The 25,333-nt window shown below is 59.6% G+C and carries 24 protein-coding genes and 1 riboswitch; of the genes, 14 read left to right on the top strand and 10 right to left on the bottom strand.

Going from position 1 to position 25,333, the window contains the following annotated elements; genetic code table 11:
- Positions 1-27 precede the first annotated feature (27 nt).
- Complete coding sequence (locus AOA61_RS32400; RefSeq protein ID WP_003193089.1) at positions 28-150, top strand: PA1414 family protein; 123 nt, start codon at positions 28-30, stop codon at positions 148-150.
- A 90-nt stretch (positions 151-240) separates the two neighbouring features.
- Here AOA61_RS32400 and AOA61_RS25560 read toward each other — a convergent pair whose 3' ends face one another.
- Positions 241-549: a hypothetical protein gene (locus tag AOA61_RS25560; RefSeq protein ID WP_099602990.1), complete on the bottom strand. Its 309-nt coding sequence runs from the start codon at positions 547-549 to the stop codon at positions 241-243.
- Between the two features lie 505 nt (positions 550-1,054).
- On the opposite strand from AOA61_RS25560, the gene AOA61_RS25565 reads away from it, so the two are divergent.
- Positions 1,055-3,127, top strand: coding sequence for an FAD-dependent oxidoreductase (locus AOA61_RS25565; protein ID WP_099602991.1), 2,073 nt, complete (start codon positions 1,055-1,057; stop codon positions 3,125-3,127).
- A 63-nt stretch (positions 3,128-3,190) separates the two neighbouring features.
- On the opposite strand, the gene AOA61_RS25570 is transcribed toward AOA61_RS25565, so the two are convergent.
- From AOA61_RS25570 to speB, 4 genes are read right to left on the bottom strand one after another with little or no spacing between them, the layout of a single operon-like run.
- Complete coding sequence (locus tag AOA61_RS25570; protein WP_095185405.1) at positions 3,191-4,573, bottom strand: sodium:solute symporter; 1,383 nt, start codon at positions 4,571-4,573, stop codon at positions 3,191-3,193.
- 33 nt (positions 4,574-4,606) lie between these two features.
- Positions 4,607-6,118 carry a cytosine permease gene (locus AOA61_RS25575; RefSeq protein WP_099602992.1) on the bottom strand — a complete coding sequence of 504 codons (1,512 nt, stop codon included), beginning with the start codon at positions 6,116-6,118 and terminating at the stop codon, positions 4,607-4,609.
- Positions 6,119-6,139: 21 nt separating this feature from the next.
- A complete protein-coding gene (locus AOA61_RS25580) occupies positions 6,140-6,565 on the bottom strand; it encodes a nuclear transport factor 2 family protein (RefSeq protein WP_099602993.1) in 426 nt (141 codons plus the stop codon).
- A complete protein-coding gene (speB, locus tag AOA61_RS25585; RefSeq protein ID WP_032887762.1) occupies positions 6,565-7,515 on the bottom strand; it encodes an agmatinase in 951 nt (316 codons plus the stop codon). The genes AOA61_RS25580 and speB overlap by 1 nt, the downstream gene beginning before the upstream one ends.
- A 149-nt stretch (positions 7,516-7,664) precedes the next feature.
- On the opposite strand from speB, the gene AOA61_RS25590 reads away from it, so the two are divergent.
- The 7 genes from AOA61_RS25590 to AOA61_RS25625 all read left to right on the top strand — a co-directional run bounded on the left by AOA61_RS25590 (position 7,665) and on the right by AOA61_RS25625 (position 15,557).
- Positions 7,665-8,558 (top strand): LysR family transcriptional regulator, encoded by an 894-nt coding sequence (locus AOA61_RS25590; RefSeq protein ID WP_017134867.1) that lies wholly within the window; start codon positions 7,665-7,667, stop codon positions 8,556-8,558.
- Positions 8,559-8,564: 6 nt separating this feature from the next.
- A complete protein-coding gene (locus AOA61_RS25595; RefSeq protein ID WP_032887764.1) occupies positions 8,565-9,170 on the top strand; it encodes a tRNA-uridine aminocarboxypropyltransferase in 606 nt (201 codons plus the stop codon).
- Between the two features lie 230 nt (positions 9,171-9,400).
- Positions 9,401-10,303 (top strand): cysteine synthase CysM, encoded by a 903-nt coding sequence (gene cysM / locus AOA61_RS25605; RefSeq protein WP_099602994.1) that lies wholly within the window; start codon positions 9,401-9,403, stop codon positions 10,301-10,303.
- A complete protein-coding gene (gene rlmD, locus AOA61_RS25610; RefSeq protein WP_099602995.1) occupies positions 10,303-11,655 on the top strand; it encodes a 23S rRNA (uracil(1939)-C(5))-methyltransferase RlmD in 1,353 nt (450 codons plus the stop codon). Before cysM ends, rlmD begins: the two co-directional genes overlap by 1 nt.
- A 121-nt stretch (positions 11,656-11,776) precedes the next feature.
- Positions 11,777-14,020: a GTP diphosphokinase gene (gene relA, locus AOA61_RS25615; protein ID WP_032887770.1), complete on the top strand. Its 2,244-nt coding sequence runs from the start codon at positions 11,777-11,779 to the stop codon at positions 14,018-14,020.
- A gap of 132 nt (positions 14,021-14,152) precedes the next feature.
- Positions 14,153-14,986, top strand: coding sequence for a nucleoside triphosphate pyrophosphohydrolase (gene mazG, locus AOA61_RS25620; RefSeq protein ID WP_032887772.1), 834 nt, complete (start codon positions 14,153-14,155; stop codon positions 14,984-14,986).
- 25 nt (positions 14,987-15,011) lie between these two features.
- Complete coding sequence (locus AOA61_RS25625; protein WP_014719402.1) at positions 15,012-15,557, top strand: DUF2058 domain-containing protein; 546 nt, start codon at positions 15,012-15,014, stop codon at positions 15,555-15,557.
- Between the two features lie 121 nt (positions 15,558-15,678).
- On the opposite strand, the gene AOA61_RS25630 is transcribed toward AOA61_RS25625, so the two are convergent.
- The 4 genes from AOA61_RS25630 to purM all read right to left on the bottom strand — a co-directional run bounded on the left by AOA61_RS25630 (position 15,679) and on the right by purM (position 18,606).
- Complete coding sequence (locus AOA61_RS25630; RefSeq protein WP_032887774.1) at positions 15,679-15,867, bottom strand: hypothetical protein; 189 nt, start codon at positions 15,865-15,867, stop codon at positions 15,679-15,681.
- Positions 15,868-16,175: 308 nt separating this feature from the next.
- The gene (locus AOA61_RS25635) at positions 16,176-16,889 is read right to left on the bottom strand and encodes a DUF3108 domain-containing protein (protein ID WP_032887775.1); all 714 of its coding nucleotides are present in this window, start codon (positions 16,887-16,889) and stop codon (positions 16,176-16,178) included.
- 8 nt (positions 16,890-16,897) lie between these two features.
- Positions 16,898-17,548, bottom strand: coding sequence for a phosphoribosylglycinamide formyltransferase (gene purN / locus AOA61_RS25640; protein ID WP_099602996.1), 651 nt, complete (start codon positions 17,546-17,548; stop codon positions 16,898-16,900).
- Positions 17,548-18,606, bottom strand: coding sequence for a phosphoribosylformylglycinamidine cyclo-ligase (gene purM, locus AOA61_RS25645; RefSeq protein WP_014719398.1), 1,059 nt, complete (start codon positions 18,604-18,606; stop codon positions 17,548-17,550). The genes purN and purM overlap by 1 nt, the downstream gene beginning before the upstream one ends.
- 343 nt (positions 18,607-18,949) lie before the next feature.
- On the opposite strand from purM, the gene AOA61_RS25650 reads away from it, so the two are divergent.
- The 5 genes from AOA61_RS25650 (at position 18,950) to AOA61_RS25670 (ending at position 23,531) form a co-directional block, all read left to right on the top strand.
- Complete coding sequence (locus AOA61_RS25650; RefSeq protein ID WP_099602997.1) at positions 18,950-19,990, top strand: DUF2066 domain-containing protein; 1,041 nt, start codon at positions 18,950-18,952, stop codon at positions 19,988-19,990.
- A gap of 35 nt (positions 19,991-20,025) precedes the next feature.
- Entirely contained in the window at positions 20,026-21,099 is a 1,074-nt protein-coding gene (locus AOA61_RS25655; protein WP_032887781.1) for an AI-2E family transporter, read from the top strand.
- Between the two features lie 203 nt (positions 21,100-21,302).
- Entirely contained in the window at positions 21,303-22,007 is a 705-nt protein-coding gene (gene hda, locus AOA61_RS25660) for a DnaA regulatory inactivator Hda (RefSeq protein WP_032887783.1), read from the top strand.
- Between the two features lie 213 nt (positions 22,008-22,220).
- Positions 22,221-22,850, top strand: coding sequence for a C40 family peptidase (locus tag AOA61_RS25665; RefSeq protein WP_032887785.1), 630 nt, complete (start codon positions 22,221-22,223; stop codon positions 22,848-22,850).
- Positions 22,851-22,994: 144 nt separating this feature from the next.
- Entirely contained in the window at positions 22,995-23,531 is a 537-nt protein-coding gene (locus AOA61_RS25670; RefSeq protein WP_099602998.1) for a C40 family peptidase, read from the top strand.
- 134 nt (positions 23,532-23,665) lie between these two features.
- Here AOA61_RS25670 and AOA61_RS25675 read toward each other — a convergent pair whose 3' ends face one another.
- A complete protein-coding gene (locus tag AOA61_RS25675) occupies positions 23,666-24,979 on the bottom strand; it encodes a sorbosone dehydrogenase family protein (protein WP_099602999.1) in 1,314 nt (437 codons plus the stop codon).
- A 99-nt stretch (positions 24,980-25,078) separates the two neighbouring features.
- Positions 25,079-25,332: riboswitch (cobalamin riboswitch) on the top strand.
- Position 25,333 lies beyond the last annotated feature (1 nt).

The following is a 25,333-nucleotide window of genomic DNA, read 5'->3' on the forward strand; positions in this document are numbered from 1 at the left end:
AAGCATTACCCTCAAAGGGGGCAAACCATGAAAGAGAAAATCCAAAACTGGCTCCATGATCTGGGCGTTGCACTGGGCTTGATCGAGCCTCCGCTGCAGCCGGTGCCGATTCGTACGGATGACGAGCAGCGTCGCCCACGTCGCAGATGAGGCCCGGGGAGCGCTCGCGCGATGAATACCTCTCTATGTCGTGGGAGCGCTGCCAGGTAAATCGGATGGCTGTACGACGTGTGAGTTGCCTCATTCGCCTTTACTGACTTCGGTAAACCCGAAGCTATGTACGTGCTCCTCGTCAGTGGCGCAATCGTGATAATGGCCCTTTACCTCCATCTCACCATTGAAACTTCCGTGAACTTCAAAGCCGAACCAGTCTTTAAATGCTCGTTCTATGGGCAGTGTGGCAAATGAAGTCCCGTTTTTATAAAACATGAGCTTGTATATTCCAGTGCAGACGCCTGCGTGGGGGCCGCTCATATGCACGCGGTCGCCTGTCTTAAGTTGCGGTGGAACTGTTGACGAAGCGGGGTAGCTAGGATCGCGCTGTTTCATTTCATCACCTCATGGGTTATCGGGTAGCCAAGCCAATTTCTTCAGATTTGAAATGGCCATGTCAGGCTATTACGGCCCTCAGCGGTCCTTCTACTGTGATAACTACCAGTTCCGACCAATGGCAGCTGGGTGAACTCAGGGAAAACAGGTGCAGCATCCGCGTGCATCTGATGCAGTAAATTCCTCCCGAACATATTCGTTGGGTAACGCCTCGTAGACACGGGTTGTAGTCCTTAAGTGAACGTGCCATTCAGGCTGCGCTTTTTTAAGACCGGAATTGGACTACCCGTTTATCAGAAGCGGTTGGGTTAGTTAATTTCAAATATCGGAGTAGTTTGAGTTTTGTTAAATAATGATTTGTGCTGCTTGCTGATATAAAGCTTCCTGAAGAAGACGGGTTTATGAAGGGTGAGTTTTAGGGCTTTAAGTGTTTTAAGTGTTGGCCCCAACTTATTTAAATCCTATCTCCAGGCATTAGTCAGTCAGAATTGTTGGAGACGAAACTATGCTGCTCTCTCACGTTCCGCCAGGTGCCGCGTCACTCATCGCCACTACCGAAAATATTTTACATATCGCACCTACGTCGAGCCGTTGGAAGGCTGATGCACCCAGCAACGTAGTGTTTTTCCCCCCGAACTCAACCAAGCAAGCGCTGCTGCTACAGATCGGGCTCGTGCGCCCTTCAACGATCATTATTGGAGATCAGGTTATCGATGGGGAGGTCATCGACCTATGGCGTTTAAGCCACCCATTTGGAGATCTCTGTCTGATTCGCCGAGGCACAAGTCTGGATAAGGTGCGGTTGGATTTATGCGAGTCAAACGGCATTCGAGTGGTCAACACTCCTGGGGTCAACGCGCCGCACGTTGCGGCTTATATCGCGCACTGGCTGACACTTGCCGATGGATCTACACCCCAAGACATCTGTGTCCTGGGTTACGGAAATGTGGGGAAAGAGCTGGTCAAGTTGTTACTTGATCGAGATCCGCATGTTCGGATCAAAGTGTTGAGTCCACGCAGCCAGGCGTGTCCAGATAGCCGAGTCTCATTTGTGTCGGACTGGTCCGAGGCACTGCAAGGGGCCCGTTCTATCGCCATTTGTTTATCCCTGAATGATGAGTCTGCGCATCGCATTGATCGGGCCCTGATTCAATGTATGCACAGGCAGGCGCGTCTGATCTGCGTCTCCAAACCAGATGTCTTCAGCGACGATGCGTTGCAATCCCTTTCACTGGCTGAAGACGTCCAACTTGTCTTGGATTACGGGCCTGCGACATTGGAGGCGTTTCGGATGCGTACACAAGCGCTCGGTTGCAGTGTCGCCACCTGGCGCAGACCGGCGACGCTGACTGCACAGGCGGCAACCACCGAAGCCTGCCATTGCGACCTTGATTATGCCGTCGCTGTTCAATTGAGCTTGATGGCCCTGCGTGGCCTTGTCAGGCGCAAACTTGCACGCTCACTGACGATCCCCACACTGCATGCACATGCCGATGCGCCCCGTGTATCAATCATCGGCAGAGGGATCAACGGCCTGCTCCAGGCCGTGATGTTTCGCTTGGCGAATTATCAGGTAACAGTCTATGGAGGCAATCGGGACAGTGATGGTGCCAGCCATAAGCGTATGAATATGCGCCATCTTTCAGCAACTGAGACGACTGCAAAGCCGCCACATAACGACTATTTACTCCCAGGAAATCAGTATCTGGCCATTGAGTGCAACCGCGCCGGCATTGAGTTGTTTGAAAAATTTCTGGCTGACAACCCATCACTGGAGCAATTTGCGCGAGCGCGGGTTGTGCGCGCTTATACGGAGACAACCAGTGAAGTAGATGTCGCAATACGCGAGCAGTGCGAGATCGAAAGCAGACCGTGGCCTAGTGGCAAACCTGGAGGTGAGCTCCGAGAAATCAGTCCGCAGCAACTCCACACGCTTTGTGGCATCCATGGAGTCGGTAGGGCTATTGAAGTATCAGGCTACGATGTGGAATTTGTTCACCTAATGGATGAGATTGAGGTGCTGTTGCAGTGCTCTGGGGTTCAGTTCCAGGCTCAGCATCTGAGTCGTGTTCAAATTGCTGAGCTGAGCAAAGAACATTTCGTCGTCAGTGCCATGGGCGTAGAGGAGCCAGAGGTTATCGCGATCATCGGCTGGTTTTTCAAGCTGCCTGCTGTGGGTAATGAAGGCGCTGAAATGCGGGGGCTCAAGCTTCAATACGATCTGCCAATTGGTGTCATGAATTGCCGCTTGGACGGGCACTGCATTCTCGTCTCCGGTGGACAGGTCCCGCCCGATTCGGCGCCGGAGTACAAAGAGCAGATCCTGGCAGCCTGTCTGGCCGCTGTTTCTCTTCACTTTCCAATGTCTTATTGCAGTGCAATCGAAAGTGGCGACTTGCATATTGTCGAATGTGCCAGGCCCGGCACCTCAGATGGACTTTCGATCGTTTATTGGGCCGCCCATCATCAAATCGCCGCCGGAGGCACCTATGCCGGAGGCACAACCCAAGGATTGGTATGGGCCTCCCTGGTCCAGGAAATCATCCAGGCAAACCAAAACCTGTCAGTTGGACGATAAAAAAACGGGCGCGACATCCGACGTCGCGCCCGCTGAAGAAACCGCTCTTGATTCTGTGAGGCGTCAAACCACCCGAGTCGCCATCGCCTCCGACCGCCGGGACAACAAACTGACCAGCACAAAGCTCACCAGCCCAACCGCCAGGCTGTAGTAAATCGGCGTGTTCGCATCCAGCCCATCCTTGAACATGAACACCAGCGCCGTCACAAAGCCCAGCGTCATGGACGTAATCGCCCCCGACGTGGTCGCGCGCTTCCAGAAGATCGCGCCAATCAACGGGATCAACATCCCGCCGACCAAAAGGTTATAGGCCAGGGTCAGCGCGCTGATTACATCGCTGACTACCAGCGCGATACCCAGCACGGCGATACCGGTCAGCATCGTGAACAGGCGGTTGATGTTGAGGCTCGACTGCTTACCACCACGCAAACGCGGCAGCAGGTCCTCGGTCAGTACGGTGGAGGCGGCCAGCAAGCCGGCGCTGGCCGTCGACATCATCGCCGCCAGTGCTGCCGCGATCACCAGCCCACGGATGCCGTCCGGCAGCGACAGTTTGACGATGGCCGCAAACGCGTTGTTGACGTTGTCCAGGTCCGGAATCAGTACATGGGCCGCCATGCCGATCAGCGCACAGGCCAGGCCGTAAAGGATGCAGTAGAAACCGGCGAAGGTGCCCGCGTACTTGGCGACTTTTTCATCACGGGCGGTGAATACCCGCTGCCAGATGTCCTGGCCGATCAGGATGCCGAAGAAGTAGATCATGAAGTAGGTAATGATCGTGTCCCAGCCGATCGCGGTGAAGCTGAAGCTCGACGCCGGCAGCTTGGCTACCAGTTCATCCCAGCCGCCTACGCGGTACAGGCAAATCGGCAGCAGGATAAACATCAGGCCAACGGTCTTGATCACGAACTGCACAATGTCGGTGAGGGTCAGCGACCACATGCCGCCGATGGTCGAGTACACCACCACCACGCCGCCGCCCAGCAGTACCGAGATCCAGAACGGCAGGCCGAACAGCACTTGCAGCACGGTACCGATGGCCAGGATCGAAGTTACGCCGATCATCAGCGCGTAGGCCAGCATGATCACCGCACTCGCTTGGCGAGCCATGGGGTTGTAGCGTTTTTCCAGCACCTGGGTGACGGTGAAGATCTTCAGTTTGAGCAGCGGCTTGGCCAGGAACAGGTTCAGCGCGATGATTCCCATGCCCAGCGCGGCGCACAGCCAGAAGCCGGAGATGCCATGCACATAACCCAGGCGCACGGTGCCGACGGTGGACGCGCCGCCCAATACCGTCGCGGCCATGGTGCCCATGTACAGCGACGGGCCCAGGTTGCGCCCGGCCACCAGGTAGTCTTCGTGGGTCTTGGCGCGGCGCATGCCGTAATAGCCGAGCACGAGCATGCCGGCGGCGTAGATGAGTACGACGAATAAATCCAAAGCCATGACGGCGAGTCTCCGATTATCTTTTTTATGAGGTCAGGCGGCGTGTTGCATCGCCGGTTTAGCGAGCGAATCCATGCTCTTGCTGCGTGGATCAGTCGGTCCATAAACAGAGGCCGGCTCCGGGAACACACGCAACAACGTCAGGTACACCACTGACGCCAACCCCAGCGTTACCGGCAGGCTGATATCGATGCCATCGGCCAAATTGCCCAGCGGCCCGACAAATTGCCCCGGCAGGTTGACGAAGCACAGGCCCACCAACGCGCTCGGAATCCAGGCCCCCAGCCCGCGCCAGTTCCAGCCATGGCTGAACCAGTAGCGCCCGCCGGTTTCACCGCGGGTGAACACTTGCAGGTCATCCGGGCAGTAGAAGCCGCGGCGCACGATCAGGCCGATGATCATCATCACCATCCACGGCGTGGTGCAGGTGATGATCAGCACGGCGAAGGTCGACACGCTCTGCACTAGGTTGGCGGCGAAACGTCCGATAAAGATGAAGGCAATCGACATCACCCCAATCAGCAGCGTGGCCTTGACCCGCGACAGCAGGCGCGGGAATACGCTGGACATGTCCAGCCCCGTGCCATATAGCGAGGTCGTGCCGGTGGACATGCCGCCGATCACCGCGATCAGGCACACCGGCAGGAAGAACCAGGTGGGTGCAACCGCCAGCAGGCCACCGACATAGTTGTTGGCTGCGATGTAATCCGGTGCCTTGATCGCCACGATGGTCGCGGTGGCGAGGCCAAACAGGAACGGGATCAAAGTAGCGATTTGCGCCAGGACCACTGCCAGCATGATGCGCAGTTTCGGCGTCTCACGGGGGATGTAGCGTGACCAGTCTCCGAGGAACGCGCCGAAGGAAATCGGGTTGCTCATGGCTACCAGCGCAGCGCCGATAAACGCGGCCCAGAAGCCGGTCTGGCCCATGGCGACGCTGCCTGAGAAGTGGCTGTCAAAGGCTGGCGCGAACGCGAAGATCCCCAGCAAAAACAGCAGGCTCGCCGCCCACACCGCAATTCGGTTGACCCACAGCATGAAGCGAAAGCCGTAGATGCACACCGTGAGGACAAGCAGGGCGAACAGGCCGTAGGCCAGGCCCAGGGTCAGGTCGGTTTCCGGCAGGCCAATCAGGCGTTTCGCACCTCCGACCAGCGCATCGCCTGAACTCCACACCGACAGTGAGAAGAAGGCAATTGCCGTCAGCAATGACAGAAACGAACCGACGATCCGCCCGTGCACCCCAAAGTGCGCACCGGAAGACACCGCGTTGTTAGTGCCATTGATCGGCCCGAACAAGCCCATAGGCGCCAGGATCAGAGCACCCAGCAGCACGCCCAGCACAATGGCCCAGACACCGGCCTGGAATGACAAGCCAAACAGCACTGGGAACGAGCCCAGCACGGCAGTGGCGAAGGTATTGGCACCGCCGAAGATCAGACGGAACAGATCCTTGGGGTTGGCGGTACGTTCGTGGTCCGGGATCTGTTCGACCCCGTTGGTTTCAATCTTGCGAATACTGTTTTCGTTGTTTTTATTATTCATGATCAGCTCCGATCACATTGGCTAAGGGGGCGGCAGCCCTTCCGGCACAGCGGACAAATGTTCGTGACAGGCCAGCCACAGGCCTTGTTTTTGTTGTGTGCGTAGCCCTTGCCGTTTGAAGACAATGGTCTCGCGTTCCTGGCTGAAAAATTGCTCCCCGTTCATGCGCAACTCGGTGGCCACGTCATGAATAAATATCGCCACATCCTCACCTTGCAGGCTGACAGACGGGTTGCTCGACGTGCAGGACAGCACCTCGAAGCCCTCGTCCGCGCGCCAGCTGTCCCACAACGCCTGGTAGGCATCGCGGCTGAGCAGCGGTTGGGGGAGGGTGTAGAACACAAAGCTGGCATCTGCCGTGAACGCACCGAAGTAGGCGGCGCGGTCATTGCGGGCGAAGGCCGCCACCAGGTCGGCGGCGGCTTGCAGCACCTCGTGCGAGCTCATCAGCGATGCGCCACGCCGGGCAGTACGCAGAGCATCTCGTACAGCAGGTTGGCGCCGAGCAGCGAGGTGTTGCCGGTGGTGTCGTAGGGCGGCGAAACTTCTACCAGATCACAACCAACCAGGTCGAGGCCCTGGCAACCACGGATGATCTCAATGGCCTGGATAGTGGTCAGCCCGCCGATTTCCGGAGTGCCTGTGCCGGGGGCCCAGGCGGGATCGATGCCGTCGATGTCGAAGCTCAGGTACACCGGGCCGCCGCCAACTTTCTCCCGCACTTCGGCCATCAACGGCGCGAGGGAGTGGTGCCAGCATTCTTCCGCCTGGACCACGCGAAAGCCCTGTTTGCGGCTCCAGTTGAAGTCTTCCGCGGTGTAGCCCTGGGCGCGCAGGCCGATCTGCACCACGCGGTCGCAATCGAGCAGGCCTTCTTCCACGGCGCGGCGGAAGGTGGTGCCGTGGGCGATTTTCTCGCCGAACATATGGTCGTTGACGTCGGCGTGGGCATCGATGTGCACCAGCCCGACTTTGCCGTGTTTCTTGTGGATCGCCCGCAGGATCGGCAGGGTGATGGTGTGGTCACCGCCCAGCGTCATGGGGATCACATCGTGTTCTAGGATCTCGTCGTAGGCTTCTTCGATGATGCGCACGGCGTCGAGCAGGTTGAAGGTGTTGATCGCCACGTCGCCGATGTCAGCCACGGAAAGCGAGTCGAACGGTGCTGCGCCGGTGGCCATGTTGTACGGGCGGATCATCACTGATTCGGCGCGGATTTCACGCGGCCCGAAGCGGGTTCCGGCACGCAGCGAGGTGCCGATGTCCAAGGGCACGCCGACAAAAGCAGCGTCCAGGCCTTTGGCCGATTGCAGGTGGGGAAGACGCATCATGGTGGCGATGCCGGCGAAGCGCGGCATTTCGTTGCCGCCCAGTGGTTGGTGGAAGATCTTGTCCACGGGATTGCCTCATCGTTGTTTTGTTTATTAGGGGCCGATTCTGCGAAATGCGAAGGAAGGGAAGAATCGGCAGAGGCAAATACTTAGTTCAGGTTTTTCTAAACTAATGCACGCGAGTAAACTGCCCCGGTCCTTACCCGGAGCCGACCATGGCCAACGCCTTGCCCGACCTGAAACTCCTGCGCATCTTCGTCAGCGTCGTGCGCCACCAGGGGTTCGCCAACGCCCAGCACGAACTCAACCTGTCCACGTCGGCCATCAGCACCTATATGAGCCAGTTGGAAAGCGCGTTGGGCCTGGTGCTGTGCCATCGCGGGCGCGGCGGCTTCAGCCTCACCAGCAAGGGCGAGTTGTTTCACCAGGAAACCTTGCGCCTACTCGGTGAGCTGGAAGGCTTCGAGCAGTACGCCGCCGCGCTCAAAGGGGAGTTGCGCGGCACCCTCAAGCTCGGCGTGCTCGATTCCACCGTCAGCGACAAGGCCCTGCCGTTCGCCGAAGTGATCGGCGCCTACAGCCTGGAACATCCGGCGGTGCATCTGCATCTCTCGGTGATGAGCCCGTACGAATTGCAATTGGGTGTGCAGGACAACCGCCTCGACCTGGCCATCGGCGCCTTCTCCAACCGTATGAGCGGGCTGATCTACATGCCGCTTTATCGCGAGCAGCATTGGCTGTATTGCAGCACGCGGCATCCTTTATTCAATGAGCGACGCATTCCCGAACAAGTGATCACCCAGCAACGCATGGTCGGACGCGGCTACTGGAGCCAGGCGGAACTCGCGCGCCACGGCTTCAAGCACAGCGCCGCCACGGTGGAAAGTATGGAGGCGCAGCTGATCCTGGTGCTGTCCGGCGCCTATATTGGTTACCTGCCGGAGCATTACGCCCAGGCCTGGGCCGACAAGGGTGACCTGCGCGTATTGCTGCCAGCCACCTTTGGCTATCAAGCGCCATTTTCGATGATCATGCGCCGGGGCCGCAGCCGTGAGCCGCTGATCCAGACCTTCCGCGATTTGCTCAAAGCCCAGCTCAATCAGGCCTGAAGAACCATGTCCAGACCCCAATGCTCCCGTTGCCTCAGGCCCACTGCCCATTGCTTGTGCGCGCTGATCCCCAACCTCGATAGCCGCACCCGCGTATTGCTGTTGCAGCACCCGAGCGAGGTCAACCATGCGCTCAATACCGCGCGGTTGGCGGCGCTGGGATTGAACAATGCGCAGTTGGTGGTGGGCGAGGTCTTTGATGACTTGCAGGCCCTGTTGAACCCGCCCGGCTACCAGGCGAGGCTGTTGTTTCCTGCTGACGATGCCCAGCCGCTGCAAGCCTACGCGCCAGGGGCTCAGCCGCTGTTGCTGGTGGTGCCTGACGGCACTTGGCGCAAGGCGCGCAAGCTGTTGCACCTCAATCCCTTGCTGGCGGCGTTGCCTCGGGTGACGCTGGCTGAGGCCGCCGTGTCCCGCTATCGACTGCGCAAGGCGCCCGGGCCAGGGGCGTTGTCGACGGTGGAGGCGATTGTGCAGGCGCTGCAGGTGCTGGAGGCGCCGGTTTCGTTTGAGCCGCTGCTCAAGCCGTTTGATGCATTGATCGAAGGGCAGATTGCGGCGATGGGTGAGGAGGTCTTTCGGAGAAATCATGGCGATGGGCATTTGGGCTAGGCGGGGTATCGAGGCGCGGCCATCGGGAGCAAGCCCGCTCCCACATTCCACCGAGTTCCAGCATGAGAATGCGGTCCAGTGTGGGAGGGGGCTTGCTCCCGATGGGGTCCCCAAGCTCACCCTCTTTTCCGCTTATTCCTTTAAGCCATAAGCACCACACTTTGCGTGATATGGCCCGCCGGCCTTTCCCGGTATGATGTGCGCCCCGCAGTCTGGATTGCGAATACGCCATGACCTTGCAGTACCCTACAATCGCCGATTGCGTCGGCAACACGCCTCTGGTCCGCTTGCAACGCATGGCGGGTGAAACCAGCAATACCCTGCTGCTCAAGCTTGAAGGGAACAACCCGGCTGGCTCCGTCAAGGACCGCCCGGCGCTCTCGATGATTACCCGTGCCGAATTGCGCGGGCAGATCAAGCCTGGTGACACCCTGATCGAAGCCACCTCGGGTAACACCGGCATCGCCCTGGCCATGGCCGCCGCGATCAAGGGTTACAAGATGGTGCTGATCATGCCCGACAACGGCAGCGCCGAGCGTAAGGCAGCGATGACCGCCTATGGCGCCGAGTTGGTGCTGGTCACCCAGGAAGAAGGCATGGAGGGCGCCCGCGATCTCGCCGAGCGCATGGCCGCCCAAGGCCGTGGCCAGGTGCTGGACCAGTTCGCCAATGGGGACAACCCCGAAGCGCACTACACCACCACCGGTCCGGAAATCTGGCGTCAGACCCAGGGCACCATCACCCATTTCGTCAGCTCCATGGGCACCACCGGTACCATCATGGGCAACTCGCGCTACCTCAAGGAGCAGAACCCGGCGATCCAGATCGTCGGCCTGCAACCGATGGAAGGCGCGGCCATCCCAGGCATTCGTCGCTGGCCCGAAGAGTATCTGCCGAAGATCTACAACGCGACCCGCGTGGATCGCATCATCGACATGGCCCAGCGCGAAGCCGAAGACACCACCCGCCGACTGGCCCGTGAAGAAGGCATCTTCTGCGGCGTGTCGTCCGGCGGTGCCGTGGCGGGTATGTTGCGGTTGTCCAAGGAAGTAGAAAACGCGGTGATCGTCGCGATCATCTGTGACCGAGGCGACCGTTACTTGTCGACCGGCATTTTCGACGAACCCAACTGATGGCCAAGCACGAGAGAGGCCTGCGCTTCCAACCGACGGGCGGCAGCCGGGCCCCACAGATTCCAGTGGGCAAGAAACAACGCCTGACCATTGAGCGCCTGGCCAACGATGGCCGTGGCATCGTCTTTTTTGAAGGCCGCACCTGGTTCGTCAATGGCGCGCTGGCCGGCGAAGAAGTCGAAGCGCGGGTGTTGGGTACCCACGGCAAAGTGGTCGAGGCTCGCACCGAGCGGGTGTTCAAGGCCAGTGAACTGCGCCGTCCTGCACCGTGCGCGCACTTCGGCCGCTGTGGCGGTTGCAGCGTGCAACACTTGCCCCACAACGAACAACTCGCCCTGAAACAGCGCATGCTCGCCGAGCAACTGTCCCGCGTGGCCGGTGTCGAACCGCAAGAGTGGGCCGCACCGTTGAGCGGCCCGGAGTTCGGTTACCGTCGCCGTGCCCGCGTGGCGGTGCGTTGGGATGCCAAGGCAAAAAAACTCGACGTGGGTTTCCGCGCCGTTGCCAGCCAGGACATCGTCGCCATCGGTGATTGCCCTGTGCTGGTACAGGCCTTGCAGCCGATCATGCAGCGTTTGCCCAACATGCTTCGTCGTCTGAGCAAACCTCAGGCACTGGGCCATGTTGAGTTGTTCAGTGGCTCGTCCGTCGCCGTCTTGCTGCGGCATATGGCGCCGTTGTCGGAGGCGGACCTGCTGATCCTGAAAGAATTTTGTAGCTTCCATGAAGCCCAGTTGTGGCTGCATGGCGAAGGCCAGCCGGAACCCTTTGAGGCCGATCAGTCACTAGGTTTCCGATTGGACGCATGGGACTTGGAGTTGGCGTACCGGCCGGGGGATTTTGTCCAGGTCAACGCCGGGGTCAATGAGGCGATGGTTGCCCAGGCCCTGGACTGGCTGGCGCCGCAACCTGATGAACGGGTGTTGGACCTATTTTGCGGCTTGGGCAATTTTGCCCTGCCACTGGCCAAACAGGTGCGTGAAGTGGTGGCAGTGGAAGGGGTGCAGACCATGGTGGACCGGGCTGCACAGAACGCCATCAGCAACAATTTGCATAATGCGCAGTTTTTTCAGGCCGATTTGTCCCAGCCTTTGACTGACGCGGATTGGGCCAAACAGGGCTTTTCTGCGGTACTCTTGGATCCACCCCGCGATGGTGCCCAAGAGGTTGTGCGCAAGCTCGCCACCCTGGGGGCCAAGCGCCTGGTGTATGTGTCCTGCAACCCGGCGACGCTGGCGCGGGACACGGTTGAGTTGGTCAAGCAAGGCTACCGGCTAAAACGGGCCGGGATCCTCGACATGTTTCCGCAGACGGCGCATGTCGAGGCGATGGCGTTATTTGAAGCGGGCTAGGATGCCCGTTTAATCCGACTGGCCTGCATTCTCCAAGGCCGTGAACTGCCAGGGAGTTTGCAGCAAAAGGTCGGCATGATTTTTGGCGCATCCAAGGTGCGTCGTAGGGAAGGTAAGCAAGATGGTACAGGTGAGAGCACACCAGCCGATCAACACCGACGGCAGTATCAACCTGGAGGCATGGCTGGATCATGCCATCAGTGTCGACCCGGCACTGGACCGTGAAGCCTTGAAAGCAGCCTGCGAGTTCGCTCGCGAGTCTGAGCAGCAAGACAATGCGGCCAAGAACCTGTGGGCTGAAGGCACTTCCAGCTTTCGCACCGGGTTGGAAATCGCCGAGATTCTTGCCGATCTCAAGTTGGACCAGGATTCGCTGATCGCCGCCGTGCTCTATCGCGGCGTGCGTGAAGGGCACATCCAGTTGCCTACGGTCAGCCAGCGTTTCGGCGCAGTGGTGGCCAAGCTGATTGACGGCGTCCTGCGCATGGCGGCCATCAGCGCGAGCCTCAGTCCGCGCCAGTCCATGGTGCTGGGCACCCAGGGCCAAGTCGAGAACCTGCGCAAGATGCTGGTCGCTATGGTCGACGACGTACGCGTCGCCCTGATCAAGCTGGCCGAACGCACCTGCGCGATCCGTGCGGTAAAAACCGCCGACGACGAAAAGCGCAACCGCGTTGCCCGCGAAGTCTTCGACATCTACGCCCCCCTGGCTCACCGCTTGGGCATCGGCCATATCAAATGGGAGTTGGAGGACTTGTCCTTCCGCTACCTGGAACCCGATCAATACAAACAGATTGCCACGCTGCTGCATGAGCGGCGGCTCGATCGCGAGCGCTTTATCAGCGACGTGATGGGCCAGTTGCGCTCCGAGTTGCAGGCCACCGGGGTCGACGCCGACATCAGTGGTCGAGCCAAGCACATCTATTCCATCTGGCGCAAAATGCAGCGCAAGGGCCTGGCCTTCAGCCAGATCTACGACGTGCGTGCGGTGCGCGTGCTGGTGCCGGAAATGCGCGACTGCTACACCGCGCTGGGCATCGTTCATACGCTGTGGCGTCACATTCCCAAGGAGTTTGACGACTACATCGCCAACCCCAAGGAAAACGGCTATCGCTCTCTGCACACCGCCGTGATTGGCCCCGAAGGCAAGGTACTGGAAGTGCAGATCCGCACCCACGCCATGCACGAAGAGGCTGAGCTGGGCGTGTGCGCGCACTGGCGCTACAAGGGCACCGACGTCAAGGCCGGGTCCAACCAGTACGAAGAGAAAATCTCCTGGCTGCGCCAAGTGCTGGAATGGCACGAAGAACTCGGCGACATCGGCGGCCTGGCCGAACAACTGCGTGTGGATATCGAACCGGACCGGGTCTACATCTTCACCCCCGACGGCCACGCCATCGACCTGCCCAAGGGCTCGACGCCGCTGGACTTCGCCTACCGCGTTCACACCGAGATCGGCCACAACTGCCGCGGCGCCAAGATCAACGGGCGCATCGTACCGCTCAACTACAGCCTGCAGACCGGTGAGCAGGTCGAAATCATCACCAGCAAACACGGCACGCCGAGCCGCGACTGGCTGAACCCGAACCTGGGCTACATCACCACGTCGCGGGCACGGGCGAAGATCGTCCACTGGTTCAAATTGCAAGCGCGCGACCAAAACGTCGCCGCCGGCAAGACCCTCCTTGAGCGCGAACTGGCTCGCCTGGGCCTGCCGCAGGTGGACTTCGACAAGCTGGCCGAAAAGGCCAACATGAAGATCGCCGAAGACATGTTCGCCGCCCTGGGTGCCGGCGACCTGCGCCTGGCGCAACTGGTCAATCTGGCCCAGCAGTTGGTCGAGCCGGAACGCGGCAACGAACAACTTGAGCTGATCCCCCGTAAAGCCACCGGCTATAAGCCTGGCAAGCGCGGTGATATCCAGATCCAGGGCGTGGGCAACCTGCTGACGCAAATCGCCGGCTGCTGCCAGCCGCTGCCGGGGGATGCGATCGTCGGTTACATCACCCAGGGCCGTGGCGTGAGCATTCACCGCCAGGACTGCGCCTCGGTGCTGCAACTGGGCGGGCGCGAACCGGAGCGGATTATCCAGGTCAGTTGGGGCCCAGTGCCGGTGCTCACCTACCCGGTGGACATCATCATCCGTGCCTACGACCGTTCCGGTTTGCTGCGTGACGTCTCGCAAGTGCTGCTTAATGAGCGGATCAACGTGCTGGCGGTCAACACCCGCTCGAACAAAGAGGACAACACCGCGTTGATGTCCCTGACCATCGAGATCCCGGGGTTGGACGCATTGGGCCGGTTGCTGGGGCGGATTTCCCAGCTGCCGAACATCATTGAGACGCGGCGCAACCGTACCCCATGATTCGCGGAATGAATGCAGGCTAAATGTGGGAGGGGGCTTGCTCCCGATAGCAGGCTGTCAGTTGATACATCTGGTGGCTGACGCACCGCTATCGGGAGCAAGCCCCCTCCCACACTGATCGGACACAGAAAGATGTATTCACTTGAAGACCTGCTGCACCTGATGAGCCGCCTGCGAGACCCGCAATATGGGTGCCCGTGGGACCTCAAGCAAACCTACGCGACCATCGTCCCGCACACCCTCGAAGAAGCCTATGAAGTGGCCGACGCCATTGAGCGCGGCGACTTCGATCACCTGCAAGGCGAGTTGGGCGACCTGTTGTTCCAAGTGGTGTATTACAGCCAGTTGGCGCGGGAAGAGGGGCGTTTCGAATTTGCCGGCGTGATCGACAGCATCACGCGCAAGCTGATCCGGCGTCATCCCCATGTGTTCCCCACCGGTGATCTGTATGCGCCACTGGATATCCCACAGTTGAGCGAAGAGCAGGTCAAGGAGCGCTGGGAGCAGATCAAAGCCGAGGAGCGTGCGGAAAAATCCGACGCACCAGAGCAGCTTTCCCTGCTGGATGATGTGCCCACAGCGCTGCCGTCCTTATCCCGTGCCGCCAAATTGCAAAAGCGCGCCAGCCAGGTCGGTTTCGACTGGCCGTCTGCCTTGCCGGTGGTGGACAACGTGCGCGAAGAACTGGATGAAGTGCTCGAAGCCATGGCCGATAATGACTCGGTAGCCATTGCCGACGAAGTCGGTGACCTGCTGTTTGCGGCGGTCAACTTGGCCCGTCACCTCAAGGTTGACCCGGAAACCGCATTGCGTGGCGCCAATGCCAAGTTCGAACGACGTTTCCGATTTATCGAACAGGCATTGCGCGACACCCGTCGTCCCATAGAAGATTGCACCCTCGAAGAGTTGGACGCCCTATGGGGCGAAGCCAAACGTCAGGAAAAGAATGTGTCCAGCTGCGGTTGAGCAGTTGCCTAAGTGAGTAAGCACCATGAGCCTTTCCCTTCGCGACCAGTTGCTCAAAGCAGGTCTGGTCAACCAAAAGCAGGCCAAGCAGGTCGGCAAAGAGAAACAGAAGCAGCAGCGCCTGGTCCACAAAGGCCAAGCCGAGGTCGATGACACCCAGGCACGCCTGGCTGCCGAGGCACACGCCGAAAAGGTCAAACGTGACCAGGAGCTGAATCGCCAGCAGCAGGAAAAAGCCGAGGCCAAGGCCCGCACGGCTCAGGTCAAGCAATTGATCGAAACCTCGCGCCTGCCCAAGCTCACCACCGAGGATTACTACAACTTCGTGGATGACAAGAAGGTCAAGCGCCTGTCGGTCAACACGCTGATGCGTAACAAGCTGAGCAACGGCTCCCTGGCGATCGTGCACCACGGCGGCGGCTACGAAGTGATCCCGCGTGAAGCGGCGCTGAAGATTCAGGAGCGCGCACCAGAGCGCATTGTGCAACTCAACATCCTCACAGAAAGCCAGGTGCCGGATGAGGACGATCCGTACGCGGCTTACCAGATCCCGGATGATCTGATGTGGTAAAGCGTTCAAGCGCCTGAGTGGTAAGCAGTACCTCTCAAAACAACAAACCCCGCTCAAAAGGCGGGGTTTGTGTTTTCAGGCGTCGGGCTGCGTGGGCCTTGTGCCGAAATCCTGCGAATATTCAGGAGCTTTGTGCCTGGCGTTTCATCTCAAGCGACTCAAGCTCGTTTTTATAATTGTGAGCGTCGCTCTCGTTGTGAAACATGCCGACCAGCAGGTCTTGTTGGTGTACATCCCAGATGTGAATCCCATGGCCCAGCGCTTCGTGGGACATATGTGCATCGTCGCGTTCAGTTACTTTTACAGTCATCTGCTTGCTCCAATTTCTGGTGGGTATGCGGCAAGTCGTCGCAGGTCTTTTTATACGATTTGTTAGCTTGCTAAGTAAACCGCTTTGGCGGTTTATGACAGAAGTTTCATGTTGGGCGGCAGCCTGATAGGGCTGTGTTGGTCATGCCGGCGCCATCGGGAGCAAGCCCCCTCCCACAGGGGAAAGTGTTCGCAGTTCAAATGTGGGAGGGGGCTTGCTCCCGATGATGGCAGACACTTGAACCCAAAACCGCCAGACGAAAAAAAGCCCCGCATTCAGCGAGGCTCTTGTTCAGCTCATCCGCGCAATCAGTTGCCTTTGACAGCCTTGCCGTCAACGGTACCGTCTTGCAGCATGATGTTGTATTCCTTGCCGTCGGTCTCAACCTGACGCAGGGCGACCAGGATGCCGCCCTGGTCCTTGGCAAACCACATCTGGGTGATGCGCTTGCTTTGGGTCGGGTCACGCACGCGCTCGACCTTGATCGCGTCGATGGAGCCTACCTTGGTCTGGACCTTTTCCGGGCCGATCACGCGGAAGTCGTAGGTGTCGACGTCGGTCCCTTCAACCACGTTGTAGCTCATGCTTTTCTTGCCGGCTGCCACATCGCGTTGCAATGCGAGCTGGTAGGTCGACTTGTCGAGCATGTTGCTTTGCAGGGCCACGTTCACCGGGTCTTTGTTTTCAAAACCGGTGACTTTCTTGGCGGTCTGGTCGAAGTCCAGGTTGATTTTCTTTGCCTTGCCCAGGCCGCCACGTTCGAAGCTGTAGCTCACGGGTTGCAGGGTGTCCTTGTCGAAGCGGATCACGCTGGTTTCGGTCAGGCTGGCGATCATCATGGATGCCTTGAAATTCAAGGTCCACGAGCCGTTGTCGTTCTTGGTCAGGCTGCGCTCAGCCGAACCACTCATGGGCAACTGTTTCCAGTCGGCGGTGTAGCTGGCGGAGAAGGGGTGAAGGTCGGCTGCCTGCACGGCAGGCAAGGCGAACAGCGCAACAGCGAAAAGCAAGGCGCGACGCATAAAATCTCCTAGGTTCGAATCAAGTGGCCGCTGGCCGCAAGTAACTGACCGTCCAATAATGCACCCTGGTCACCAAGAATCAACCGCCCCTCGGCAAACCAGCGCACAGCCAGCGGGTAAATCCTGTGTTCCTGGGTATGAACCCGTTGCGCAAGTGTCTGCGCCGAGTCGTCAGACTCTACCGGAACCACTGCCTGTACGACCAGAGGCCCGCCATCGAGTTCCTCGGTGACAAAGTGCACGCTGCAGCCATGCTCACTGTCACCGGCTTCAAGGGCGCGCTGATGGGTGTGCATGCCTTTGTATTTGGGCAGCAGGGAAGGGTGGATATTCAGCAGGCGCCCGTCGTAGTGCCGCACGAAATCGCCGCTGAGGATTCGCATGAATCCGGCCAGTACCACGAGTTTGGGGTTGAAGGCATCGATGAGTTCGATCAAGGCGCTGTCGAAGGCCTCGCGGCCCTCGAAAGCCTTGTAATCCAGCGAGCGGGTTTCGATACCCGCGTCCCTGGCACGTTGCAGGCCGTAGGCGTCGCTGCGGTTGGAGATCACCGCAGCGATGCGCACCGGGCTGTCGCCGGTGCGCGTGCTGTCGATCAGGGCCTGCAAGTTACTGCCGGTGCCGGAGAGCAGCACCACAACATCACAGGTCTGAGACATCAATGAGCCTTGAGGTTCTTCAGTTCAACCTGGGCCGCGCCCTCGGCAGCGGTGGCGATCTGGCCGATGACCCAAGGCTGCTCGCCGGCTTCACGCAGGACGTTCAGCGCAGTTTCAACGTGTTCTTGCGCTACGCAGATCACCATGCCCACGCCGCAGTTCAGCACGCGGTGCATTTCGGTTTCATTGACGTTGCCTTTCTCTTGCAGCCAGTCAAATACCGCAGGACGCTGCCAGCTGGCCACGTCGACGATCGCCTGAGCGCCTTTTGGCAGGACGCGCGGGATGTTGTCCAGCAGGCCGCCGCCGGTGATGTGGGCCATGGCTTTGACCGCGCCAGTGTCCTTGATCAGCTTGAGCAGTGGCTTGACGTAGATGCGGGTCGGGGCCATCAGCAGGTCGGTCAGTGGCTTGCCGTCGAGTTGGATGTTCTCGATGTCGGCACCGGACACTTCGATGATCTTGCGGATCAGCGAGTAGCCGTTGGAGTGCGGGCCAGAGGATGGCAGGGCGAGCAGGGCGTCACCGGCAGCCACTTTGGAACCGTCGATGATTTCAGCTTTCTCTACAACACCCACGCAGAAACCGGCCAGGTCGTAGTCTTCGCCTTCGTACATGCCTGGCATTTCAGCGGTTTCGCCGCCTACCAGGGAGCAACCCGACAGTTCGCAACCCGCGCCAATGCCGGTTACCACTTGGGTAGCGGTCTCGACGTTGAGCTTGCCGGTGGCGTAGTAGTCAAGGAAGAACAATGGCTCGGCGCCGCATACCACCAGATCGTTGACGCACATGGCCACCAGGTCGATGCCGATGCTGTCGTGCTTGTTCAGGTTCAGTGCCAGGCGCAGCTTGGTGCCCACACCGTCGGTGCCGGAAACCAGAACAGGCTGCTTGTAGCCGGCCGGGATTTCGCAGAGGGCGCCAAAACCGCCCAGGCCGCCCATGACTTCGGGGCGCGCAGTGCGCTTGGCGACGCTCTTGATGCGTTCGACCAATGCTTCACCGGCGTCGATGTCTACACCGGCGTCCTTGTAGCTCAGGGAGGGTTGCTTGCTCATGATCCAGGCCTTTAGGGGGGATTCAGGGGTAACGACCGAGCGGGCAGGGGCTTTTGGTAAAAGGCCCAGCCGATGACGGTCTGCGAAGGCGCGCGATTTTATCAGGCTTGAGGGGCAGCGGCCATCCTCGGGCCGACGGGCAGGGCCATATAGGTTAAAAAAATGCTAATCGCGTCAGCCGTGGCACGTATTAAGGTATAGCCTTGAACCCGCTATCGTTATGACAGCATGAAAACTTACCAGGACCCTGTGAATGTTTTACCGGTTGCCGTGGTCACAGCCTTGGCAAACCGAGTTCACGCGGTCTGTTCCAGCCGCTAAATTTGTCGTTCGGGAATCTTCCATGCGTCTGTGTAAATTCTTCTTTATGGGCTGCTTGTCGTTGGTCAGCCTGGCGAGTCATGCCGAAACCCTCAATGGTCTTTATCAAGTACTTGAACCCGTCAGCAGCCAATCGCCCCAAGAGCGCGACCAGGCCACCCAGCGCGCGGTGCAGACCCTGGTAATCCGCCTGACCGGCGACGCCAAAGCCGCCGACGGCCCAGGCCTGGCGGCGATTCGCAAGGATCCGCAGCAAATCATCACGCAATACGGTTACGACGCCGGCCCACCCGAGAGTCTGCAAGTGGATTTCGACCCGGTCAGCACCGACCGCGCTCTGCGTGATGCGGGCCTGTCGATCTGGGGCAGCAATCGGCCGTCGATCCTCGGCTGGTGGTTGAACGATTCCACTGAAGGCAGCAGCCTGGTGGGGGATGGACAGACCGTCGCCCAGTCGCTGCGTCATGCAGCCCAGCACCGTGGCTTGCCGTTGCGTCTGCCGCTGGGCGATCTGGATGAGCAGGTCGTCGCCACGGCGCCGAACCTGGAGAGTGCCGACGCCACACCGTTGCGCGCCGCATCCGAGCGCTACGGCGCCGACGCGTTGCTTGCCGTGCACGCGCGTCAGGAAGGTAACCAATGGCAGGCCAAATGGCGCCTGTGGCTGGGCGACAAGAGCGAACAGGGCACAGCCCAAGGCGCCGACACCGGCGCGGTGGCCGACGCAGTGATGCTGGCGGTCAGCCAGAAATTGGCGCCGCGTTTTGCGGTCAAGCCTGGCGTGAGCACCGAACAACTGCTGGAAGTGCAGGGGATGACCCTGGAGCGCTACGCGGCACTGGGTCATCTGCTGGAGCCGTTTGGTGGCCAGCCGCAGTGGGTTGACGGCAATCGTATTGTGTATCGGGTTAACGGAAGCGCCGATCAGTTGCGCACCCAGTTGAGCCTGGCCAAGCTGCAGGAAATCCCTGCGGGCGAGACGCCGGCTACGCAGCCAGTCGCTGAGGGCGCGCAACCGGCCGCTGCACCTGAGCCTCAGGCGCAACTGCGTTTTCGTTGGTAACAGTTCTTCCTTATATAGAAGCAATGGAGTGGTTTATGGCGGATACGCGTCGTTGGGTGTGGCTTGGCGGGATCGTCCTGCTGTGCGTTTTTGTGTTCTTGCTGCATTCGATCCTGACGCCGTTCCTGGTTGCGTTGCTGCTGGCCTATCTGTTCGATCCGGTGGTGGATCGTTTGGAGAAAGCCGGGCTGTCGCGGACCTTGGGCGTAGTGGCGGTGTTTGCGCTGTTCACCTTGATCATCACCGCGCTGGTGCTGGTGTTGGTGCCGATGCTGGCCAAGCAACTGTTTCGTCTCTATGAGTTGGCGCCGCAGATGCTCGACTGGTTGCAGCACACGGCAATGCCGTGGGCCCAGGCCAAGTTGGGGTTGTCGGACGGCTTCTGGAAGTTCGATAAGGTCAAGGCGGCGATCAGTGAGCATATGGGGCAAACCACCGATATCGTCGGTGTGATCCTCAGTCAGGCGACTGCGTCGAGCCTGGCGTTGATCGGCTGGCTGACCAATCTCGTGCTGATCCCGGTGGTGGCGTTCTATCTGCTGCGCGACTGGGACATCATGATGGCCAAGATCCGCAGCTTGCTGCCGCGTGATCGTGAGGAGCGCATCGTCTCCCTGGCCGGTGAGTGCCATGAAGTCCTTGGCGCATTCGTGCGTGGCCAGTTGCTGGTGATGCTGGCCCTGGGCGTTATCTACGCCGCCGGCCTGATGGCCATCGGCCTGGAGCTGGGCCTGTTGATCGGCCTGATCGCTGGCCTGGCGGCTATCGTTCCTTATATGGGCTTTGTGATCGGCATCGGCGCGGCGCTCGTGGCTGGCCTGTTCCAGTTTGGTGGTGACCTGTATCCGATGCTCGGGATTGTTGCGGTGTTCATGGTCGGCCAGGCCCTTGAGGGCATGGTGCTGACGCCGTTGTTGGTGGGTGACCGGATCGGTCTGCACCCGGTGGCGGTAATCTTTGCGATCCTGGCGGGGGGCGAGCTGTTTGGCTTTACCGGCATCTTGCTGGCATTGCCGGTCGCGGCGGTGATCATGGTGCTGGTGCGCCATATGCACGATTTGTACAAGGATTCGGATGTGTACACGGGCGTCGAAGACCCCGACCTGTAACCGCTGCTTCATAAACCCGGCTTCGGCCGGGTTTGTTGTTTATGGGGGGATGGCGTCAAACAATCCGCGTAAAACCGGCAAGTTAACGCAAACCTTTGATTTTGCTTGTGGTCTGCTGCATTGTGCGCCCCGCGTCACGGGTATAAACTTTGCAAACTTTACACAGAGGCCACTAGCGGTTCGATGGGAGCCGTTCAGTCAGCATGAAACCGATTCAGCTGCCCTTAGGTGTGCGTCTGCGTGATGACGCCACCTTTATCAATTACTACCCAGGCGCCAATGCCGCTGCACTCGGCTATGTCGAGCGGCTCTGCGAAGCCGACGCCGGGTGGACTGAAAGCCTGATCTATCTGTGGGGCAAGCACGGCGTGGGGCGTACTCACCTGTTGCAGGCCGCCTGCTTGCGCTTCGAGCAAATGGGCGAGCCGGCGGTGTACCTGCCTTTGGCTGAATTGATGGACCGCGGTATCGGGATCTTCGACAACCTTGAGCAATACGAGCTGGTATGCCTGGATGACCTACAGGCGATTGCTGGCAAGGCCGATTGGGAAGAGGCGCTGTTTCATCTGTTCAACCGCCTGCGAGACAGCGGACGGCGCTTGTTGATTGCTGCCTCCACATCGCCCCGCGAGTTGCCCGTCAAACTGGCCGACCTCAAGTCGCGCCTTACCCTGGCGCTGATCTTCCAGATGCGCCCGCTCTCCGACGAAGACAAATTGCGCGCCCTGCAACTGCGTGCCTCTCGCCGCGGCCTGCACCTCACCGACGAAGTCGGACACTTTATCCTCACCCGTGGCACTCGCAGCATGAGTGCGTTGTTCGATTTGCTCGAACAGCTCGATCAAGCCTCTTTGCAGGCCCAGCGTAAACTGACCATTCCCTTTCTCAAAGAAACCCTCGGCTGGTAGCAACCCCTTTGTTTGCAGGGGTTTTGGCAAATTCCAGGCGTCAGAAAACCCGCGTTTGGGCCGGTTTGGCCACGCGAAAGGCGCTTATAGGGTGTTAAGGGCTTAGATGTCATAGTCCAAACAGGAAGTCACATAGATCACGATTGAATTTGCAAATCGATGTGATAGAGGGCATAGTCTCGGCTTCTTTACACATCAGCCACGGTCGTGCCCATGCTAAATCGCTTCGCACCCCTCGTGCCCCTCGCACTCGTTACCCTGTTGTTTGGTTGCGCCTCCCACCCTCAGCAGGTGGTTGAGCAGCAAAAGCCTCAACAACATTCCCAGGCAAAATTTGTTGCAGCGCAGTCTTCCACTGTCTATGAGGAAGAAGTTGCAACAGAGAAAGAACTGGCCGATTTCTCCGGCAGCAAGCCTTATCAGCTTCCAGTTCTGGCCGACAGCATTCTCGAACGCGGCATGTCCCTGATCGGTACCCGTTACCGTTTTGGCGGTACTTCCGAAGCCGGTTTCGACTGCAGCGGTTTCATCGGCTATCTGTTTCGTGAAGAAGCTGGCATGAACTTGCCACGCTCCACTCGCGAAATGATCAACGTGAACGCACCGTTGGTCGCGCGCAACAACCTCAAGCCCGGTGATCTGCTTTTCTTCAGTACTGCAGGTCGTGGTCGTGTCAGTCACGCCGGTATTTACCTGGGTGATAACCAGTTTATCCACTCCAGCAGCCGTCGCAGTGGCGGTGTCCGAGTCGACAACCTGGGCGACAGTTACTGGAGCAAAACCTTCATCGAAGCCAAGCGTGCACTCGCCATGGCCCCGACGACCGTTACCGCTAGCAAGTAAACTTAAAGTGATACTTGAAGTTTGACGTGTAAGCGCTAGAATCCCTGGACATTGTTGTAATCCGTTCGCGCGAGCCTTGCTTGCGCGTTCTGGTTTTCAGCGTTCGGCAGCGAAAGCCGCATCCAGACCAGGATTGTTCTGCACATGTCGACGTCAGCCCGCCTAGTTCTTCTCGTTTGCGCCGCGCTGCTCAGCGCCTGCGCCAGCCGTCCGCCGCCTGCTCCTGTCGCGGTCAAGCCCAAGCCAGTATTCAACTACGCCACTCAGAACTTCTCGCCTGCTGCTGAAGACGTGCTCTTCCGTGCGCTGGGCCTCGTCGGCACGCCTTATCGCTGGGGCGGCAACACGCCGGACTCGGGCTTTGATTGCAGTGGCCTGATCGGCTTTGTGTTCCGTGACGCCGCCGGCATTTCCCTGCCACGCACTACCCGTGAGCTGATCGTGATGCGCGCTCAGGACGTGAGTGAGCAGAACCTGCAAACAGGTGACCTGCTGTTCTTCGCCACCGGTGGTGGTTCGCAGGTCAGCCATGCTGGGATCTATGTGGGCGAGGGCCGCTTTGTCCATGCGCCGCAAACCGGCGGTACGGTGAAGCTCGATACCCTGTCCAAGGCGTATTGGCAGAATGCCTATCTGAGCGCCAAGCGGGTATTGCCAGCAAACCTGGCACGTAATCCCTGAACCCAATACCGCACTAAATGTGGGAGGGGGCTTGCCCCCGATAGCGAAGTATCAGCCACAGTATCTGTGCCTGACCCACTGCTATCGGGAGCAAGCCCCCTCCCACATTGGTTTTGTGATGCTTCTGGGGGCGTTTATTTGGCCGCCGACACCCGCCATACCTTGTTCCCCACGTCATCCGCCACCAGCAAGTCCCCTTGCTGATCAATCACCACGCCCACTGGGCGGCCCATGGCTTTCTCATCTTTATCGAGGAAGCCGGTCAGCACGTCCACCGGCTGGCCTTTAGGCTGGCCTGCCTCGAATGGCACGAAAATTACCTTGTAGCCGCTGTGCGGCTTGCGATTCCACGAGCCATGCTGGCCGATGAATGCGCCGTTGCTGAACGGCGCCGGGAGTTTGCTGCCCTCGGCGAACGTCAGGCCCAAAGAAGCGGTGTGCGGCCCTACGGCGTAGTCCGGCGCAATGGCCTTGGCGACCAGGTCCGGGTTCTGCGGCGTGACGCGCACATCCACATGCTGGCCGTAATAGCTGAACGGCCAGCCATAGAATCCGCCGTCCTTGACCGAGGTGATGTAGTCCGGCACCAGGTCGCTGCCGATCTCGTCGCGCTCGTTCACCGCCGTCCACAGCTTGCCGCTCTGCGGTTCCCAAGCCATGCCATTGGGGTTGCGCAGGCCGGAGGCGAAAATACGGTGCTGGCCGCTGGCGCGGTCGACTTCCCAGATCGCGGCACGCCCCTGTTCCGCCTCCAGGCCGTTTTCACCGACGTTGCTGTTTGAACCGACGCTCACGTACAGCTTGCTGCCGTCCTTGCTGGCCACCACGTTTTTCGTCCAGTGGTGGTTCAGCGGGCCGCCTGGCAAGTCGACCACCTTGGAGCCTTGGGCCTTGATGGCAGTTTCGCCTGGCTGATAGGGGAAACGCAGCAGCTTGTCCGAGTCGGCCACATACAGGTCGTTTCCGACCAGGGTCATACCGAACGGCGAATTGAGGTTTTCCAGGAACACCGTACGTGTTTCGGCGACGCCGTCGTGGTCGGCATCGCGCAATAGAGTGATACGGTTCGGGCTCGGCACCCCGGCGCCGGCACGTCCCATGACCTTCTCCATGACCCAGCCGCGTATGCCCTTGGCGTCATCCGGTTTGGGCGGTGCGTTGGTTTCCGCCACCAGCACATCGCCATTAGGCAACACATACAGCCAGCGCGGGTGGTCGAGGCCCTCGGCGAACGCGGCCACTTGGGTGCCGGGGGCTGCCGTTGGCTTCGCGCCATCTGGCCAGCCGATGGCCGGAGCGATGTTGACGGTAGGGATCAGCGTTTTGTTCGGCTCCGGCAGTCGGGGCGAGGGGCCGGTGCCGTCGGAAACCTTCAGGGTTGAGCTTTCTCCGCACGCCGCGAGGGCGCCGGCAAGCATGATTAACAGGGCGAGTCTGGTTTTATGCATGGTGTTCTCCTTGATACCTGTAAGGGTAGAGGAGGGCGGTGGTGCGATGGTTCAAGTACTCGACCAGCTTTCATTGACGCTCCACCCCCAACCCACTAACCTTCGCCGCTTGTTCCAGGTGCTCTGTGACCCGTGGGTCGACAGAGTGAAACAGGGAAGCCGGTGAGTGAGCGCGCTTGTACACAGCGCCGCCGCAATTCCGGCGCTGCCCCCGCAACGGTAAATGAGTCAAGACGCTGCTTTTGCCACTGTATCGCGTGTGATATGGGAAGGCGCAGCGTTGGCCTGCTTGCTCTCTACAAGAGCTGCGCCACTCATGAGCCCGGAGACCGGCCTGGATCATCCAACAGCATC

Source organism: Pseudomonas sp. 2995-1, assembly GCF_002742505.1.
Lineage (GTDB): Bacteria > Pseudomonadota > Gammaproteobacteria > Pseudomonadales > Pseudomonadaceae > Aquipseudomonas > Aquipseudomonas sivasensis.